Origin of the sequence: Stenotrophomonas maltophilia, assembly GCF_047782825.1 — a bacterium.
Classification (GTDB): domain Bacteria; phylum Pseudomonadota; class Gammaproteobacteria; order Xanthomonadales; family Xanthomonadaceae; genus Stenotrophomonas.
Window position 1 is genome coordinate 2159689 of sequence record NZ_CP180589.1, and the last position, 14221, is coordinate 2173909.

The following is a 14221-nucleotide window of genomic DNA, read 5'->3' on the forward strand; positions in this document are numbered from 1 at the left end:
GCCTTCACACGAAAACCCTGCAGGAGCAACGTGCCCCTGGGTGTCCACCGTGCGAAAACTCCCCGGTTCCGCATGGCGAATGGCTGCACTCTGCGTGCGCGTCCGCAACCATCACGTGAATCCGGCACGTTATTTTTATGATGCCCGTCAAATAAATCCCGCGATTTCACACATTTGCCGAATATGTGCATCGTTAATCGAGCCAGCTGCGGAAACGTCCATGTTTCCGCCAACTGCACGGCAGACTCAGCTGCTCGAGAGTTTCATCAGCACCAGGCCGGAAACGATCAGCACGGCAGCAGCGATGCGCATCGCACTGACCTGCTCGCCCAGGAAGATAATGCCGACCACGAATGCGCCAACCGCACCGATGCCGGTCCAGATCGTATAGGCGGTGCCCAGCGGCAGCGTGCGCATGGCCACGGCCAGCAGCCAGAAACTGGCGATCATGCCGAGGATGGTGACCACCGTGGGGGTGAGCTTGCTGAAGCCTTCGGACTGCTTCATGGACACGGCCCAGACAATTTCCAGCAGGCCGGCGAACAACAGATAGATCCAGGCCATGACGGCCCTCCTCTTGGTAGGGCCAGGCCGTCCTGGTCATTGATTCCCGATGTGGGGGAGGTCGTTCCTCCTGCGGCCGCATTCTAGCAACGGGGGCACGCGCCGGCCGTGCCGCCAGTGCACGGGTTACAGCGGATTCATCGCATTAGGCTGGCGTCCAAGCGTGCGCGTGCGCTAGAATGCGCGTCTGCCATCGGCCAGCCCGGTGCGCAGTCCGGCTGTGGTCTCTGGCGCGTGACGCGCTGCTTCCCCTGATCCGCGAACCGGCTGCCCTCGGGCGGCCAACGTCTCTATGGTGGCCCCGTCGGCCCCTCGCGACGCTAGGTCGAAAATCCCGCCAGGGCCGGAAGGCAGCAACGGTATCGATCGACGCGGGCGCCGAGGTCAGCCGGCGGGGCCACCGCCTTTTTGCGGTGAGCCCTCTGCGGCGCTCTTCGCCGGGCATGGCCCGGCGCTACCGCGCTACCGCGCTTCCGGCGTGCCCTGGTGGAACACCACACGCCAACCGTGCGCATGCCGGCGCCACAGCGAACTGCGCAGCACCCAGCGCTGCGGCTGGCCATCGAGGTGGTAGCGGCTGCGGTAACGCACCTGGACGAGCTCCTGCGTCAGCAGCGCCACCCGATACTGCTCTGATTCGATCTGGACCTGCGCCCGTTCCAGCGGAATCTCCGCCAGCGCGGCCACACGGCCGTAGCACTGGCCCGAACTGCCGATCTCGCTGAAATCCTCGTCCAGCAGCTCCGCCAGCCGCGCACGATCACCGCGCACCTGCGGGGTGTGCAGCGCGCGTTCCAGTTGTTCAAGTTCGGCAGCCAGCGCCGCATCGGCGGGCTGGCCGGAAACGTTCACGGCGGGTCCTGCGCCAGCACGTGCGGCGCGGTCGGGGTCGCCAATGGCACGCACTGCCCCGGCTGGGCCACGCGATGGCCACGAGCGGCCAGCGCCTGGCCATCGGCCACGCTGGCGTAGTGGTAGAGCATCATCCGCGACTGCAGTTCGGCGCTGTATTCGCGCTCCAGATCATCCACACCTGTGTGCGACGGGTTGCCGTGCAGGCCGCAGTCGTGGGCGATCAGTTCATTGTCATTGGCAAAGCGCGCCAGCATCTCCGGAATCGGGCGGGTATCGCCGCTCCAGGTCAGCGCGCCCTGCAGGCGCAGGCCGTAGGCGGTCTCCGGCCAGTGGTGGCGGGCCGGGAACACTTCCAGGCGCACGCCTTCATGCCAGAACGCATCCCCCACCACGATCAGCTGGAAGGCATCCCAGAAGTTGGCGCCGCCCTCGGCAAGCACGTTGGGGTAATCGCCAATACGCCGGTGCAGCAGCGGCACCACCGTGGCCGGCACGTACAACCGCACCTTGCCGCGCCGCTGGGCGCTGAAATAGGTATCCACGAACAGCCGCTCGAAGCCGGCCACATGGTCCAGGTGTACATGGGTGACGAACAGCGCCTGCGGCAGATGCCCGTAGTGGGCCTTGAACGCGGTCAGGCCTTCGCCGCCGCAGTCGATGGTCAGCCACGGCCGGCCATCACGCTCGATCACCGACATGGGCGACCCCAGCTCGACCGCCGACGCATTGCCGACGCCGAGGAAACGCAACGACCAGTCCATCAGGTGCCCCGGTTCCAGGCCATGTCATAGGCACGGCGCAGCCGCGCGTAATCTTTCTGCACATCTTCCACGCTGCGCTCGCCGCGCAGCTTGACCAGCGAACGCAGCAGGCGCTTGAGGTTGCGCTCGCGCCAGGCGGTAGCCGGGATGCGGATCACCCCGCGGTCGAAATCAATCAGCCAGCCATGGCCGTTGCCATCGAACAGGATGTTGTGCGCGTTGAGGTCGGCATGGTCCAGCCCGGCCCGGTGGAAGCGGGCAATCAGGCGGCCCGCCTCTTCCCACGGCGCCCCCCGCCCGGCCACCAGCGCGCGGTCGGCCAGCGAACGGACGCCCTCGATGCGCTCCATCAGGATCGCCGCGCGGTAGCGCAGCCCTTCACGCATGTAGAAGGCGGCGATCGGCCGGGGCACCGGCAGCTTCTGCGCGCGCAGGGCCCGCATCAGCCGGAACTCGGCGAAACTGCGGGTCCGGTCCGAGCCGCGCCAGATGTACTGGTCGTGGCTCAGCTTGGCCGCCAGGCCGCCGCGCAGGTAGTGGCGCAGCACCCCGGGACCGAAGGAGGCATCGACGAACCAGGCGCTGCCACGGCCGCCCTCGCCCACCGGTCGCGCCCGGCTGCCCCAGTGCTGGGGCGAGAACAGGCCGATCTCGGCTTGCCGCAGCCGCTCGCGGTCGAACAGAATGGCTCCGATGCCGCGACCCTCGCGGCATGGCGTCAGCGCTTCATTGGCGTCAAATACGACCATTCCCATTGAGTCTAACAACACATGGCATCAGCGTCCTCTTCCTTGTGCCTCCTGCGCCTGTCCGCCCTGGGGGATGTCACCCATGTCGTCCCCCTGGTGCGCACCCTGCAGGCTGCGCGCCCGGACACGCCGATCCACTGGATCATCGACAAGGTCGGGCAGAAACTGCTTGATGGCCTGCCGGGGGTGATCTTCCACGCCTACGACAAGAAGACCGGCATGGCCGGGGTCAAGGAACTGCGCAAGCAGCTGCCGCCGGGGCGCTTCGAAGCGCTGCTGCAGATGCAGGTGGCGTTCCGCGCGAACCTGCTGTCGGCCTTCATTCCGGCCGAGCGGCGCATCGGCTACGACCGCAGCCGCTCCAAGGACCTGCACGGGCTCTTCATCAACGAGCGCATCCCCGATCGCCCGGGCATCCACGTGCTCGATGCCATCGGCAGCTTCTGCGAGCCGCTGGGCCTGCGCCAGACCGAGGTCAGCTGGGATCTGGCCGTGCCGCAGTCCGCGTACGAGTGGGCGGCCGCGCAGTGGCCCGAAGATGGCCGCCCGGTGCTGATGATCTCGCCCTGCTCCAGTCACGTGCTGCGCAACTGGTACGCCGACCGCTACGCGGCGGTGGCCAGCCATGCCACTGCGCGCGGCTGGCAGGTGGTACTGTGCGGTGGCCGCAGCGAACTGGAGCGCAGCATGGCCGATGCCATCCAGGCCCAGCTGGCAACGCCGGCGCTGGACCTGGTCGGCAAGGACACGTTGAAGCAGCTGCCGGCCCTGCTGGCGCGCGCCAATCTGGTGATGACCCCCGATTCGGGCCCGATGCACATCGCCAACGCCATGGGCGCCAAGGTGCTGGGCCTGCACGCGGCCAGCAATCCGCACCGCAGCGGCCCCTATTCCGACCGCCGCTACTGCGTGGACCGCTACGACGATGCCGCGCGCAAGTACCTGGGCAAGACCGCCGCCGACCTGAAGTGGGGCACCAAGATCGAGTTCGACGACGTGATGGAACTGATCACCGTCGAGGACGGCATTGCCGCCTTTGAACGCTACGTGGCCGATCACCTCGGCTGAGCGATCGGTGCGGGCCGCCTGGGGCCCGCACCCTCCACGCAGGGCGTGGGTTTATTTGTACGACTTCTCTTCCACGTACGCCGAGCCCAGCGCCAGGTTGATCGCCTTCTTGATGCGCGCGCGCTCGTCGTTGCGCAGGTAGACGCTGCGGGCCAGATCGACGAACTCCTGGTCGAAGGCCTGCGCCTTCTCCTTCAGGCGCACCGCATCCTCGATGTCCCACAGCTGCTCGTTGACCGCCTTCAGCTCCGCACGCAGCTTGGCGACATCCTTCACCGCCGCCGGGTGCGCCATCCAGGTGGTATCCAGCGCGGACAGCTCGCGGCGCACATTGGCCAGCTTGCCCTCGTCACTGATCCGCTCGGACTTGATCTGCAGGATCGAGATCTTGTCCAGCAGTTCGCCGAAGGAAACGGGCACGATGATTTCAGCGGTCATGGGGGCGCTCCAGCAGGTAATGGCACATGGTAACCGCAGCGAAGACGCTGTTCCTGCGTGACAGCAACCCGATGGCGCTTCGGGTGGAACAAGCCCCTCTGTTGAGGGGCTGCCCCGACAGGGGCGGGGAGAGGCAGGCAAAGGGAGGGGCCCATTCGTTGCGCAGCAACGCATGGGGCGAAGCGCGCAAAGCGCGCTTCGCGTCCCACGCCAGATAAAAAAGAACGGGCCGCCCTGAGGCAGCCCGTTTTTTTTAATCTGGCGGAGAGGGGGGGATTCGAACCCCCGAGGCGCTATAAACGCCTGCCTGATTTCGAGTCAGGTACATTCAACCGCTCTGCCACCTCTCCAGATGGTCCCCGGCGAACCGGGGACGCGCATCATACGAGGAAGCGCGGCAGACCACAAGCCATTCCCGCGCTTGATGTGAAATATTTCTGACTGAACGCCTTGCCGGATGTCCGCTTGGCCGTGATGATGCCGTTCTCCCCGGCATTACCCCGTCCAGCAACCACCATGATCGAATTCGGACATCTCACCCACCCCGGCCTGCGCCGCGAGCTCAACGAAGACACCTACTACGGTGACGGCGAACTGTCCCTGTGGCTGGTGGCCGACGGCATGGGTGGGCACGCCTGTGGCGAGGTGGCCAGCGCGCTGGCGCGCGAGACCATCGTGCGCGAGATCCGCCGCGGCGCGCCGCTGGCCCAGGCCATCCGCACCGCCGACGAAGAGATCATCCGCGCATCGCGCCGCCGCAACGACACCCTGCCGATGGGCACCACGGTGGTTGCCGCGCGGGTGCAGGGCAACCGCTACGAAGTAGCCTGGGTGGGCGACAGCCGTGCGTATCTGTGGCGCAACGGCCAGCTGGCCCAGCTCAGCCAGGACCACAGCGTGGTGCAGGAACTGGTCGCGCAGGGCAACCTGACCGCCGAGCAGGCGCGCGCGCATCCGCACCGCAACGTGGTGACCCAGGCATTGGGCGTGACCGACCCCAACCATCTGAACGTGGCCACTACCAGCGGTGAACTGCGCCCGGGCATGCAGCTGCTGTTGTGCAGCGACGGGCTGACCGAGGAAGTGGACGATCGCGACATCGCCCGCACCCTGGCCTACGATGACGCCAGCGCGCAGGAATGCGTGGACAGCCTGGTCGCCTCGGCATTGGACGGCGGCGGTTCGGACAACATCACGGTGATCCTGGTGCGCTGCCATTGAGCCTGACGCACGCACGCAGCGTCTGGAGGAGAGCCCCCTGAGTCAGGGGGCGGGCGCGAAGCGGCGGGGGTGTGGGTGGTGATGAGACGGGGCCCACGATCTGCAGCGCAGATTGTGGGGCGTCAGCGCGAATGCGCTGGCGCGTCATCGGACAACATCACGGTGATCCTGATGCGCTGCCATTGATCATGGAGCCGAGCATGGGCTCGGCTCTACAGTAGATCCACGCCATGCGTGGATGACGCATCGTGGATGCCGGCCAGCGGCCGGCACTACCGCAACCGATCGCTTACGCGCTCGCGGCTTCTTCCACCTTCGGGCCATCCCACAGCGCGTGGCCGGCCTTCTTGCGCAGACGCTCCAGGCGCGCGCTGTGCGCTTCCTGTTCCGATGGCGTGGCCACCACGCGCGGGCGCGGCAGCAATGCACTGGTATCGAAGGCCAGCATCGCCGCCCCGGCGCCGCCACCTTCGTCTTCCAGGCCGAAGCCGATCTCTTCCTGGCCCGAGGTCAGCGCGATGTAGACATCGCCCAGAATCTGCGCATCGAGCAGGCCGCCGTGCAGCGCACGGTGCGAGTTGTCCACGCCCAGCCGCTTGCACAGCGCGTCCAGCGAGTTGCGCTGGCCCGGGAAGCGCTCGCGCGCCATCGCCAGGGTATCGATCACCGTGCAGCGGTCGGTGATCTTCCCGTACTGCGGCCCCAGCAGGGACAGCTCGTTGTCGAGGAAGCCCAGGTCGAACGCCGCGTTGTGGATGATCAGCTCGGCGCCATCGATGAACGCCAGGAACTCCTCGGCGATCTGCGCGAAGTCCGGCTTGTCGTCCAGGAACTCCAGGGTCAGGCCGGTGACTTCCTGCGCGCCCTGTTCGAATTCGCAGTCCGGCTTGATGTACTGGTGGTAGTTGTTGCCGGTCGGGCGGCGCTTGAAGAGCTCAACGCAGCCGATTTCGACGATGCGGTTGCCCTTTCTCCACTCCAGGCCGGTGGTTTCGGTATCGAGGATGATCTGACGCATGGGCTCAGTTTACCGGGCTGGAGTCGCGGATCCGCGTGGCCGCGTCGCGGGCCAGGGTATCGACACGCTCATTGTCCGGATCACCGGAATGGCCCTTCACCCAGCGCCAGTCGATCTGGTGCCGCAGCGTGGCCGCATGCAGGCGTTCCCACAGCTCGCGGTTCTTCACCGGGTCACCGCCAGCGGTCTTCCAGTTCTTGCGGATCCACCCCGGCATCCACTGGGTCAGGCCCTGGCGGACGTACTGCGAATCGGTATAGAGCACGATGTTGCACGGCTCGGTGAGCGTCTCCAGCCCCGAAATGGCCGCCATCAGCTCCATCCGGTTGTTGGTGGTGTGCGCTTCGCCGCCACTCAGTTCGCGCTCGTGCCCCTTGTAGCGCAGCAGGGCGGCCCAGCCACCGGGGCCGGGATTGCCGAGGCAGGAACCGTCGGTGTGGATTTCGATGGTTTTCAATACAACTCCAGATCAGGTAGCAACGGTGCCGTGCCAGCGCACAGGCAGCGGGGTCGGCCCGGGCAGGGCCAGTGTTCGTTTCTCGGCATGGAACAGGCAGGCCGCGCGCAGCGGCGCCCAGCCGGCGCGGCGGCGGCTGCCGCCCCCCTGCCACAGCGGGCCCAGGTAACGCATGTCCTCGCACTCCAGGCCATGCCGGCCCAGCAGCTGGCGCAGCCGCTGCGGAGTGCGCACCACCAGCCCGTGCTGGCGCCAGCGCGTGCGGTAGGGGCTGAACGGGTTGAGGCTGCTCAGCCAGAGGTGGCCGCCGGGCATCAGCACCCGCTCGCATTCGTCCAGCAGGTGGTCGGCATCGGCGGCCGTCACATGCTGCAGCACGATGGCATTGACGCTCTCATTGGCCAGCGGCAGGGGCAGCGCGCAACGGGTATCGCCGGCATAGCCGCGGCCGTCACGGTACAGGCGCAGGCCGCGCCCGCCCAATTGCGCGTCCTGCATCCAGGCTGCAGTGGGTGCGATCCACAACCAGGGCTGGGCCGGCAGTACCGCCAGCTGCGGCAGCAGCAGCTGGCGCTCCAGCACGCGCAACGCCGCCGCCGGCTCGCTGTCGAACCACGGCACCAGGCTCGCTTGACGGTGGCTCTGCAGCACGGGCATGGTCCAATTCTATGCGACTGACTGCCCTGCCCGCATTTGCGGACAATTACATCTGGATGCTGACTGCCGACGATGGCGCCGCCGTGGTCGTCGACCCCGGCGACGCCGCGCCCGTGCTTGCCCTGGCCGACCAGGGGCTGCGCGTGGACACCATCCTGCTCACCCATCACCACGACGATCACATCGGCGGCGTGCCGGCCCTGCAGGCGCGTTTCCCCGGCGCACGCGTGGTCGCCCCGGTAGACGAACGCATCCCCACCGCGACCGAGCGGGTGGGCGAAGGTGAACGCGTTCAGGCACTGGGCCGGATGTTCCACGTACTATCCGTGCCCGGGCATACCCGCAGCCACATCGCGTTTCACACTGCTGAACATCTTTTCAGCGGAGATTCGTTGTTCAGCCTGGGCTGTGGACGTCTGTTCGAAGGTACGCCGTCCCAGCTTCTGGCATCGATGCGCAAGCTGGGTACCTTGCCCGCGCAGCTGCTGTTGTGTTGCGCCCACGAGTACACCGTGTCAAATGCCGTCTTCGCGCGGCATGTCGACCCCGCCAACGCTGCCCTGTGGCAGCGCCAAGAGGAGGCTTTGGCCATGCGCCGCGATGACCGTTCCACCCTGCCGGTAACCCTGGCCAACGAGCTGGACTGCAATCCGTTCCTGCGTGTGCACACCGCGCCGATCCGCGCGGCGGTGGCAGCGCACCTGGGGCGCGATGTCGTGGACGACGTCGATGTCATGGCCGGTCTCCGGCACTGGAAAGACGGCTTCCGCGCATGATGCGCCGAAGTCTGCCGCTGGCCCTGGGCCTTGTCCTGGGGCTGGCCGGAAACGCGGGCGCGCAGTCGCTGGGCGCCGGCATCAGCCAGAACCTGACCGCCGCTGCGGCCCTGCCGCTGGACCCGGCCATGCTGCCGGCCGCGTCGGTGCGCAACGGCCAGGAGATCTTCGCCAGCTTCCGCGACGGCCTGGCCGAGCCGACCTGCGATGCCGAGGCCACCAGCCCGCGCTGGCAGAAGCAGTTCGCCCATGCCCCCTCGCGCCTGGCCAACCAGGATGACGATGCGCTGGTGCTGTTCGGCTATGTGGTCGAAGAACTGCGCAAGGCGAACCTGCCCACCGAATTCGCGCTGATCCCGTTCGTGGAAAGCGGCTACCGCCCCAATGCCCGCAACGGCAGCGGCCCGACCGGCCTGTGGCAGTTCATCGCCACCACCGCGCGCAACCACCGCGTGCCGATGGCCAACGGCTATGACGGCCGCCTGTCGGCGGTCGATTCAACCCAGGCTGCGGTGCGTTACCTGAAGACCCTGCACGGCATGTTCGGCGGCGACTGGCGCCTGGCCACCATGGCCTACAACGCCGGCGAGTACCGGGTACTGCAGTCCATGCGCAAGGCCGGCATGAACGCGCAGAACGCCAAGCCAGCGGCGCTGCCGGGCCTGTCGCCGGTTACCCACGCGTATGTCGAGAAGCTGCATGCCCTCGCCTGCGTGCTGGAAGACGTGGAAGACCAGCCCGGCGTGATGGCGTCGCTGGACCGCACCGTGCCGGTGCTGAAGGACCACACCCTGCCGGCTGGCACCAGCGTGCAGCAGTGGGCCGCGCAGCGTTCGCTGGACCCGGCGCGCATCGCCCGCCTGAACCCTGCCCTGGCCGGCAGCAGCCGCCCCTCGGGCACGACCCGCGTGCTGGCCCCGGTGGCCGCAGCATCGGCCAATGGGGTCGACAGCGCGACCGCAGTAGCGGCTGCGTCGGTGGCCAGCACGGCGAGCGCCACGCCCGCCCCCACACCCAAAGCCAGCCGTACCGTGGCCAGTGCAGCGGATCGCCCGCGCAGCCGCCGCCACACCGTGCGCGATGGCGAATCGGCCTGGACCATCGCCCGCCGTTACGGCATGCCGGTGAAGGCCCTGCTGTCCCTGAACGGCCTGAGCGGCAGCAGCGTACTGAAGCCCGGTGCCGTGCTGCGCGTGGAAGACTGACCGCCGCGGCCCTTTGTAGAGTCGAGCCATGCTCGACTGATTCTGCACGTCCAGTCGAGCATGGCTCGACTCTACAAAAGCTATGCAGCCCCACCCACAAAAAAAGGCCCGGCATTGCCGGGCCTTTTGCGTCCTGCCAGCCTCGCGGCTTACAGGTTCGCTTCGGTGGTCTGCACCACGAACTTCTTGCGCATCGCGTCGATGTAGGCCTTGGCCGCAGCGGCGCCGTCGATCTGACTCAGCTGGTCCTTCAGCTGCTTCTGCTGCTCGGCGGTCACTTCCTTGATGTCGCCCGGGGTGACCTTGTTGACCACGAAGACCAGGGCATGGCCGTTGACGTCGACCTTGCCGTAGCTCGGCTTGCCTTCGGCCGGCACCGGCGCGCTGAAGATGGCGCGGTTGATTTCCGGGGTCGGCACCGGCTGGCTGCGCGGCAGGCCCGGCATCGGGCTGACCTGCAGCTTCTCACTGGCGGCCAGCGACTGCAGGCTGGCACCGCCCTTCAGCTTGGCCAGCAGCGCGTCGGCCGCCTTGTCGCTGGCCTGGCGCTGGCGGTCGGCGCGGATTGCGGCGATCACCTGTTCGCGGGCCTTGTCCAGCGGCAGGGCCTGTTCCGGGGTATGCGCGGCCACACGGATCACCACGCTGTGGTTGGTGCTGCCGCCCAGGGCGATCGGATCGCTGGCGGTACCGTCCTGCACCAGCACGTCGGAGAACGCGGCGCGCAGCACGGCCGGATCGGCAGCAATGCCGCTGGCGGTGGCACGGGTGATCGGGCCCAGGGTCTGCACCGGCAGGTCCACGCTCTTGGCCGCGGCAACCAGGTCGCTCGGGCTCTTGTTGATGGCATCGACCAGGCGGCTGGCCAGATCGTTGAAGCCGCGCTCGGCGTCAGCCTTCAGCTGCTCGGCCGCCAGCGTGTCACGCACTTCTTCGAACGTCTTGCCTTCGCCACCGCGCACGGCAGCGACCTTGATGATGTGGTAGCCGAAGTCGGTCTTGACCGGGCCGATCACGTCACCGGCCTTGGCCGCGAACAGCGCGTCCTCGAACGGCTTGACCATCGCACCGCGCTCGACCCAACCCAGATCGCCGCCCTGGTCCTTGGAACCAGGGTCTTCCGAATTGGCCTTGGCCAGCGCGGCGAAGTCGGCACCTGCGGCCTTGGCTTCGGTGGCCAGCTTGGCGGCCTTGGCTTCAGCACCGTCGCCGGTGATCAGGATGTGCGAGGCCTGGCGCTGTTCCGGGGTGGTGAACTTGGCCTTTTCTTCGTCGTAACGCTTGCGCAGGGTAGCTTCGTCAGCCGCCACCGGTGCCGGCAGGTTGGCGCCGTTGAGTTCGACGTATTCCAGCGACACCGATTCGGCCTGGCGGAAATCCTTGCCATGGCTGTCGTACCACTGCTTGATCTGCGCATCGGTGACCGGTGCGGTATCGGCCGGCACTTCCGGCAGGCCCACCAGTTCAACGTCGCGGGTCTCGCCCAGCAGCTTCAACAGGCGCTCGGTCTCGGCCTGGGTGACGAAGCCCGAGCTCTGCAGGCCCGACGGAATGACCGACTGCTGCAGGCTCTCACGCACCAGTTCCTGGAACTGGGTGGGGGTGCGCGGCGGATTGCCGCCGGCCAGGGCCAGGCGGTAGTTGTTCTCGTTGAACTTGCCATCGGCGCCCAGGAAGGACGGGATGCTGGTGATGTAGTCACGCACGGCGCCATCGCCGATCACCACGCCGGCCTGTTCGCCCACCAGGCGCACGACCTGCTCGTCGATCAGCTGGTCGAGCACGGCCAGTTTGTTCTCGGTGCTTTCAAACGCGCGCGGGTCGAAGTTGTCGCCCTGCTGCTGGCGCTCGCGCGCACGCTCCTGCTCGAAGCGGGTGCGGAAATCCTGCGCGCTGATCTCGTGGTGCTGCCACATCATGCGCACCGGCCACCACGACGGCGCCGAGCGCCACCAGGTCGGCGGTGCCGAGACCTTGGCCACGTTCTGCGAGCCGACACCACCCAGGTAGCTGTTGTCGATCACGAACAGGAACGGAATCATCAGCAGCCCCAGGATCACGGTGACGATCCAGCCTGAGGTCTTGTCGCGGAGTTTCTGCAGCATGGTGAGGAATCACAAGGCCTGATTGGCGAGCCAAGCAGTGTAACCCGCTTCGCCGCCCGTACCAAAAACGGCCCGGAGGCAGGCGGGGCAAGGTTCTGCGGCCACTGCGCCGATGCCACGCCCGGGCCGGCATGGCCGTCGGCCGAGCGCACGGCGCATACTGCACGGTCGCATGGGCCAGCGGCCCGGCAACGGCACCGCACACAGAGGGAGGGAAGGCCCAATGCGCATCCTGGTCACCGGTGCCTCCGGCTTCGTCGGTGGCGCCCTGCTGCACCGCCTGGCCCAGGTGCCCGGCGTGCAGGCCTTCGGCGTCGGCCGGCGGCCGCTGCCCCTGCCCCACTACGCCGCGTGCGATCTGTCGGTGCCCTTCGACCTGCCGTTCCGCCCGGACGTGGTGGTGCACGCCGCCGCACGCGTGGCCCCCTGGGGCAGCCGCGCGCAATACCGGCAGCAGAACGTGGACGCCACCGCGCAGGTGATCGCCTTCTGCCGCCGCAACGGCCTGCCGCGCCTGCTGCATGTGTCGACCACGGCGGTCTTCTACCGCGAGGCACACCAGTACGACCTGGACGAGGACAGCCCGATCGGGCCCCGCTTCCTCAATGAATACGCGCGCAGCAAGGCCGCCGCCGAAGCCTTGGTGGCCGCGTATGAAGGCTGCTCCTGCATCCTGCGCCCGCGTGCGGTATTCGGCCCGGGCGACACGGTGCTGCTGCCACGCCTGATCGCCGCCGCACGGCGCGGCGGCGTACCGCACCTGGTCACCCCGGGCGGGCCGCCGCTGGTCGACCTGATCCATATCGATACGCTGGTGGAATACCTGCTGCGCGCCGCCCAGGCCGAACGGCTGGCACCGGCCTACAACCTCACCAACGCGCAGCCGGTGGACCTGCAGGCGGTGCTGGAGTGGATGCTGACCGCCCTGCAGCTGCCTGCGCCGCGGCGGCGCCTGCCCACCGCACTGGCCTTGGGCGCGGCCAGCGCACTGGAACTGGCCTGGCGGATCCTTCGCCGGCGCAGCGAGCCGCCCATCACCCGCTTCGGCGTGGCCGCCTTCGCCTATTCGAAAACCTTCAACCCTCGCCGCATGCTGGCCGACCTGGGGCCGCCACAGGTATCACTGGAAGAAGGCATCCAACGCTTCATCGACGCGCAGCGCAGGCCATGGGCAGCCTGAGCGTGGCCAGCCTGGTGCTGGCAGGCCTGTACCTGCTGTTGCTGGCGGTGAAGGCCGGCGGCGCCCTGCGCATCCTGGCCCGGCACCCACCCCGCAGGCACGCCCCGGCCGGCCACGATGGCCGCGGCGTGGCCATCCTGCAGCCCATCCTCAGCGGCGACCCGCTGCTGGCACAGGTGCTGGGCGACAACCTGCGGGCACTGCCCGGTGCGCATTTCCACTGGCTGCTGGACGATGCCGACGGTGCCGGCCAGGCCATCGCTCGCGCCCTGTGCGACGCCCACCCCGGCCGCCGCATCACCTGCCTGCACTACCCGGCCGCGCCGGAGGGCATCAATCCGAAGACCTTCAAGCTGGACGCCGTGCTGCCGCAGGTGCGCGAGCCGGTGCTGCTGGTGCTGGATGACGATGCCCGCCTGTCGGCGGCCGCGCTGGCGCAGCTGGTCGACGAACTGGGGCCGGCCGGGCACCCGGCAGCCGACCTGGTCACGGCCCTGCCTTGCTACCGCGATGACGGTGCGGCTGGCGCGCGGCTGATGGCCCAGTTCGTCAACAACAACACCGCGCTGACCTACCTGGGCCTGCTGCCATGGCTGGCCCCGCTGTCGATCAATGGCATGTGCTACGCGCTGCGCAGCGAGCGCCTGCGCGCCCTGGGGGGCTTCGCACCGCTGCTGCCCATGCTGGCCGACGATCTGGCCCTGGCCCGCGCGCTGCGCCGGCAGCACGCGCGCCTGCACCAGTCCACTGCGCCGGTGGAAGTCCAGACCCATGTACCGACCCTGCAGCGCTATCGGCAGCAGATGCACCGTTGGATGCTGTTCGCGGTGCTGCTGCTGCGCGATGAAGCGCCCGCCCTGCGCCTGCTGATCGGCGTGCTGCATGGGCTGCCGCCCTTGCTGCTGTGGGCCGTGCTGGTGCTGGCCCTGCTGCCGCCGGCCGGCCTGCCGGCACTGCTGGCCGGCGTGCTGCTGGTGCTGCGTGCGGGTGTGCTGATGGTGCTGCAGCACCGTGCCAGTGGGCGGGTGCGGCACCGTCCGCTGGCCTCGCTGCTGGCCGAACTGCTGCAGCCCCTGCACCTGCTGCACGCGGCCTGCGTCCGCCGCATCCGCTGGCGCACGCGCCTGTACCAGGTGCGCGCCAATGACGATTTCCAGGGAGGCTGAG

At 68.1% G+C, this 14221-nt stretch carries 15 protein-coding genes, 1 tRNA gene and 1 other RNA gene; 7 read left to right on the forward strand and 10 right to left on the reverse strand.

Annotation, left to right across the window (positions count from 1 at the left end):
• Positions 1-246: 246 nt before the first annotated feature.
• Positions 247-564: a DMT family transporter gene (locus ACM2ZB_RS10080; protein WP_416058384.1), complete on the reverse strand. Its 318-nt coding sequence runs from the start codon at positions 562-564 to the stop codon at positions 247-249.
• A 301-nt stretch (positions 565-865) separates the two neighbouring features.
• Between ACM2ZB_RS10080 and ffs the strand changes: the two genes are divergently transcribed.
• An RNA gene (ffs, locus tag ACM2ZB_RS10085) (signal recognition particle sRNA small type) lies at positions 866-962 on the forward strand.
• 64 nt (positions 963-1026) lie between these two features.
• Here ffs and ACM2ZB_RS10090 read toward each other — a convergent pair.
• Genes ACM2ZB_RS10090 through ACM2ZB_RS10100 form a run of 3 tightly spaced genes read right to left on the reverse strand, consistent with a single transcriptional unit; the run spans position 1027 to position 2929 of the window.
• Entirely contained in the window at positions 1027-1416 is a 390-nt protein-coding gene (locus ACM2ZB_RS10090; RefSeq protein ID WP_416058385.1) for a DUF4440 domain-containing protein, read from the reverse strand.
• Positions 1413-2180 carry an MBL fold metallo-hydrolase gene (locus ACM2ZB_RS10095; RefSeq protein WP_313434927.1) on the reverse strand — a complete coding sequence of 256 codons (768 nt, stop codon included), beginning with the start codon at positions 2178-2180 and terminating at the stop codon, positions 1413-1415. The genes ACM2ZB_RS10090 and ACM2ZB_RS10095 overlap by 4 nt, the downstream gene beginning before the upstream one ends.
• A complete protein-coding gene (locus ACM2ZB_RS10100; protein WP_416058386.1) occupies positions 2180-2929 on the reverse strand; it encodes a 3-deoxy-D-manno-octulosonic acid kinase in 750 nt (249 codons plus the stop codon). Before ACM2ZB_RS10100 ends, ACM2ZB_RS10095 begins: the two co-directional genes overlap by 1 nt.
• A 21-nt stretch (positions 2930-2950) precedes the next feature.
• Between ACM2ZB_RS10100 and ACM2ZB_RS10105 the strand changes: the two genes are divergently transcribed.
• Positions 2951-3997 carry a glycosyltransferase family 9 protein gene (locus ACM2ZB_RS10105; RefSeq protein WP_416058387.1) on the forward strand — a complete coding sequence of 349 codons (1047 nt, stop codon included), beginning with the start codon at positions 2951-2953 and terminating at the stop codon, positions 3995-3997.
• 51 nt (positions 3998-4048) lie between these two features.
• Here the strand turns inward: ACM2ZB_RS10105 and ACM2ZB_RS10110 are convergent, their stop codons facing one another.
• Both ACM2ZB_RS10110 and ACM2ZB_RS10115 read right to left on the reverse strand, forming a co-directional pair.
• On the reverse strand, positions 4049-4435 hold the full coding sequence (locus ACM2ZB_RS10110; RefSeq protein ID WP_416058388.1) for a DUF6165 family protein: 387 nt from the start codon (positions 4433-4435) through the stop codon (positions 4049-4051).
• Between the two features lie 259 nt (positions 4436-4694).
• Positions 4695-4785: transfer RNA gene (locus tag ACM2ZB_RS10115), tRNA-Ser, on the reverse strand.
• A gap of 166 nt (positions 4786-4951) precedes the next feature.
• On the opposite strand from ACM2ZB_RS10115, the gene ACM2ZB_RS10120 reads away from it, so the two are divergent.
• Entirely contained in the window at positions 4952-5656 is a 705-nt protein-coding gene (locus tag ACM2ZB_RS10120) for a PP2C family protein-serine/threonine phosphatase (RefSeq protein WP_313434922.1), read from the forward strand.
• 289 nt (positions 5657-5945) lie between these two features.
• Here the strand turns inward: ACM2ZB_RS10120 and dnaQ are convergent, their stop codons facing one another.
• The 3 genes from dnaQ to ACM2ZB_RS10135 are packed head-to-tail and all read right to left on the reverse strand — an operon-like array spanning position 5946 to position 7788.
• The gene (gene dnaQ, locus ACM2ZB_RS10125; protein ID WP_416058389.1) at positions 5946-6674 is read right to left on the reverse strand and encodes a DNA polymerase III subunit epsilon; all 729 of its coding nucleotides are present in this window, start codon (positions 6672-6674) and stop codon (positions 5946-5948) included.
• A 4-nt stretch (positions 6675-6678) separates the two neighbouring features.
• Positions 6679-7131 (reverse strand): ribonuclease HI, encoded by a 453-nt coding sequence (gene rnhA / locus ACM2ZB_RS10130; RefSeq protein ID WP_313434920.1) that lies wholly within the window; start codon positions 7129-7131, stop codon positions 6679-6681.
• A gap of 12 nt (positions 7132-7143) precedes the next feature.
• A complete protein-coding gene (locus ACM2ZB_RS10135; protein ID WP_416058390.1) occupies positions 7144-7788 on the reverse strand; it encodes a hypothetical protein in 645 nt (214 codons plus the stop codon).
• 11 nt (positions 7789-7799) lie between these two features.
• Here ACM2ZB_RS10135 and gloB point away from each other — a divergent pair, with 11 nt between their 5' ends.
• Together gloB and ACM2ZB_RS10145 are read left to right on the forward strand one after the other, a co-directional pair.
• Positions 7800-8564: a hydroxyacylglutathione hydrolase gene (gene gloB, locus ACM2ZB_RS10140; RefSeq protein ID WP_313434918.1), complete on the forward strand. Its 765-nt coding sequence runs from the start codon at positions 7800-7802 to the stop codon at positions 8562-8564.
• Positions 8561-9769, forward strand: a complete 1209-nt coding sequence (locus ACM2ZB_RS10145) for a transglycosylase SLT domain-containing protein (protein ID WP_416058391.1) — start codon at positions 8561-8563, stop codon at positions 9767-9769. The genes gloB and ACM2ZB_RS10145 overlap by 4 nt, the downstream gene beginning before the upstream one ends.
• Before the next feature lie 149 nt (positions 9770-9918).
• On the opposite strand, the gene ACM2ZB_RS10150 is transcribed toward ACM2ZB_RS10145, so the two are convergent.
• Positions 9919-11874, reverse strand: coding sequence for a peptidyl-prolyl cis-trans isomerase (locus tag ACM2ZB_RS10150; protein WP_416058392.1), 1956 nt, complete (start codon positions 11872-11874; stop codon positions 9919-9921).
• Between the two features lie 223 nt (positions 11875-12097).
• Here ACM2ZB_RS10150 and ACM2ZB_RS10155 point away from each other — a divergent pair, with 223 nt between their 5' ends.
• Positions 12098-13054: an NAD-dependent epimerase/dehydratase family protein gene (locus ACM2ZB_RS10155; RefSeq protein ID WP_416058393.1), complete on the forward strand. Its 957-nt coding sequence runs from the start codon at positions 12098-12100 to the stop codon at positions 13052-13054.
• The gene (locus ACM2ZB_RS10160; protein ID WP_416058394.1) at positions 13042-14220 is read left to right on the forward strand and encodes a glycosyltransferase; all 1179 of its coding nucleotides are present in this window, start codon (positions 13042-13044) and stop codon (positions 14218-14220) included. Before ACM2ZB_RS10155 ends, ACM2ZB_RS10160 begins: the two co-directional genes overlap by 13 nt.
• Position 14221 lies beyond the last annotated feature (1 nt).

What these genes read in the sequence shown, in the direction of transcription:
- ACM2ZB_RS10080 (WP_416058384.1), bottom strand. Translation starts at nt 564, where the DNA reads ATGGCCTGGATCTATCTGTTGTTCGCCGGCCTGCTGGAAATTGTCTGG.
- ACM2ZB_RS10095 (WP_313434927.1), bottom strand. Translation starts at nt 2,180, where the DNA reads ATGGACTGGTCGTTGCGTTTCCTCGGCGTCGGCAATGCGTCGGCGGTC.
- ACM2ZB_RS10100 (WP_416058386.1), bottom strand. Translation starts at nt 2,929, where the DNA reads ATGGTCGTATTTGACGCCAATGAAGCGCTGACGCCATGCCGCGAGGGT.
- ACM2ZB_RS10105 (WP_416058387.1), top strand. Translation starts at nt 2,951, where the DNA reads ATGGCATCAGCGTCCTCTTCCTTGTGCCTCCTGCGCCTGTCCGCCCTG.
- ACM2ZB_RS10110 (WP_416058388.1), bottom strand. Translation starts at nt 4,435, where the DNA reads ATGACCGCTGAAATCATCGTGCCCGTTTCCTTCGGCGAACTGCTGGAC.
- ACM2ZB_RS10120 (WP_313434922.1), top strand. Translation starts at nt 4,952, where the DNA reads ATGATCGAATTCGGACATCTCACCCACCCCGGCCTGCGCCGCGAGCTC.
- dnaQ (WP_416058389.1), bottom strand. Translation starts at nt 6,674, where the DNA reads ATGCGTCAGATCATCCTCGATACCGAAACCACCGGCCTGGAGTGGAGA.
- ACM2ZB_RS10135 (WP_416058390.1), bottom strand. Translation starts at nt 7,788, where the DNA reads ATGCCCGTGCTGCAGAGCCACCGTCAAGCGAGCCTGGTGCCGTGGTTC.
- gloB (WP_313434918.1), top strand. Translation starts at nt 7,800, where the DNA reads ATGCGACTGACTGCCCTGCCCGCATTTGCGGACAATTACATCTGGATG.
- ACM2ZB_RS10145 (WP_416058391.1), top strand. Translation starts at nt 8,561, where the DNA reads ATGATGCGCCGAAGTCTGCCGCTGGCCCTGGGCCTTGTCCTGGGGCTG.
- ACM2ZB_RS10150 (WP_416058392.1), bottom strand. Translation starts at nt 11,874, where the DNA reads ATGCTGCAGAAACTCCGCGACAAGACCTCAGGCTGGATCGTCACCGTG.
- ACM2ZB_RS10155 (WP_416058393.1), top strand. Translation starts at nt 12,098, where the DNA reads ATGCGCATCCTGGTCACCGGTGCCTCCGGCTTCGTCGGTGGCGCCCTG.
- ACM2ZB_RS10160 (WP_416058394.1), top strand. Translation starts at nt 13,042, where the DNA reads ATGGGCAGCCTGAGCGTGGCCAGCCTGGTGCTGGCAGGCCTGTACCTG.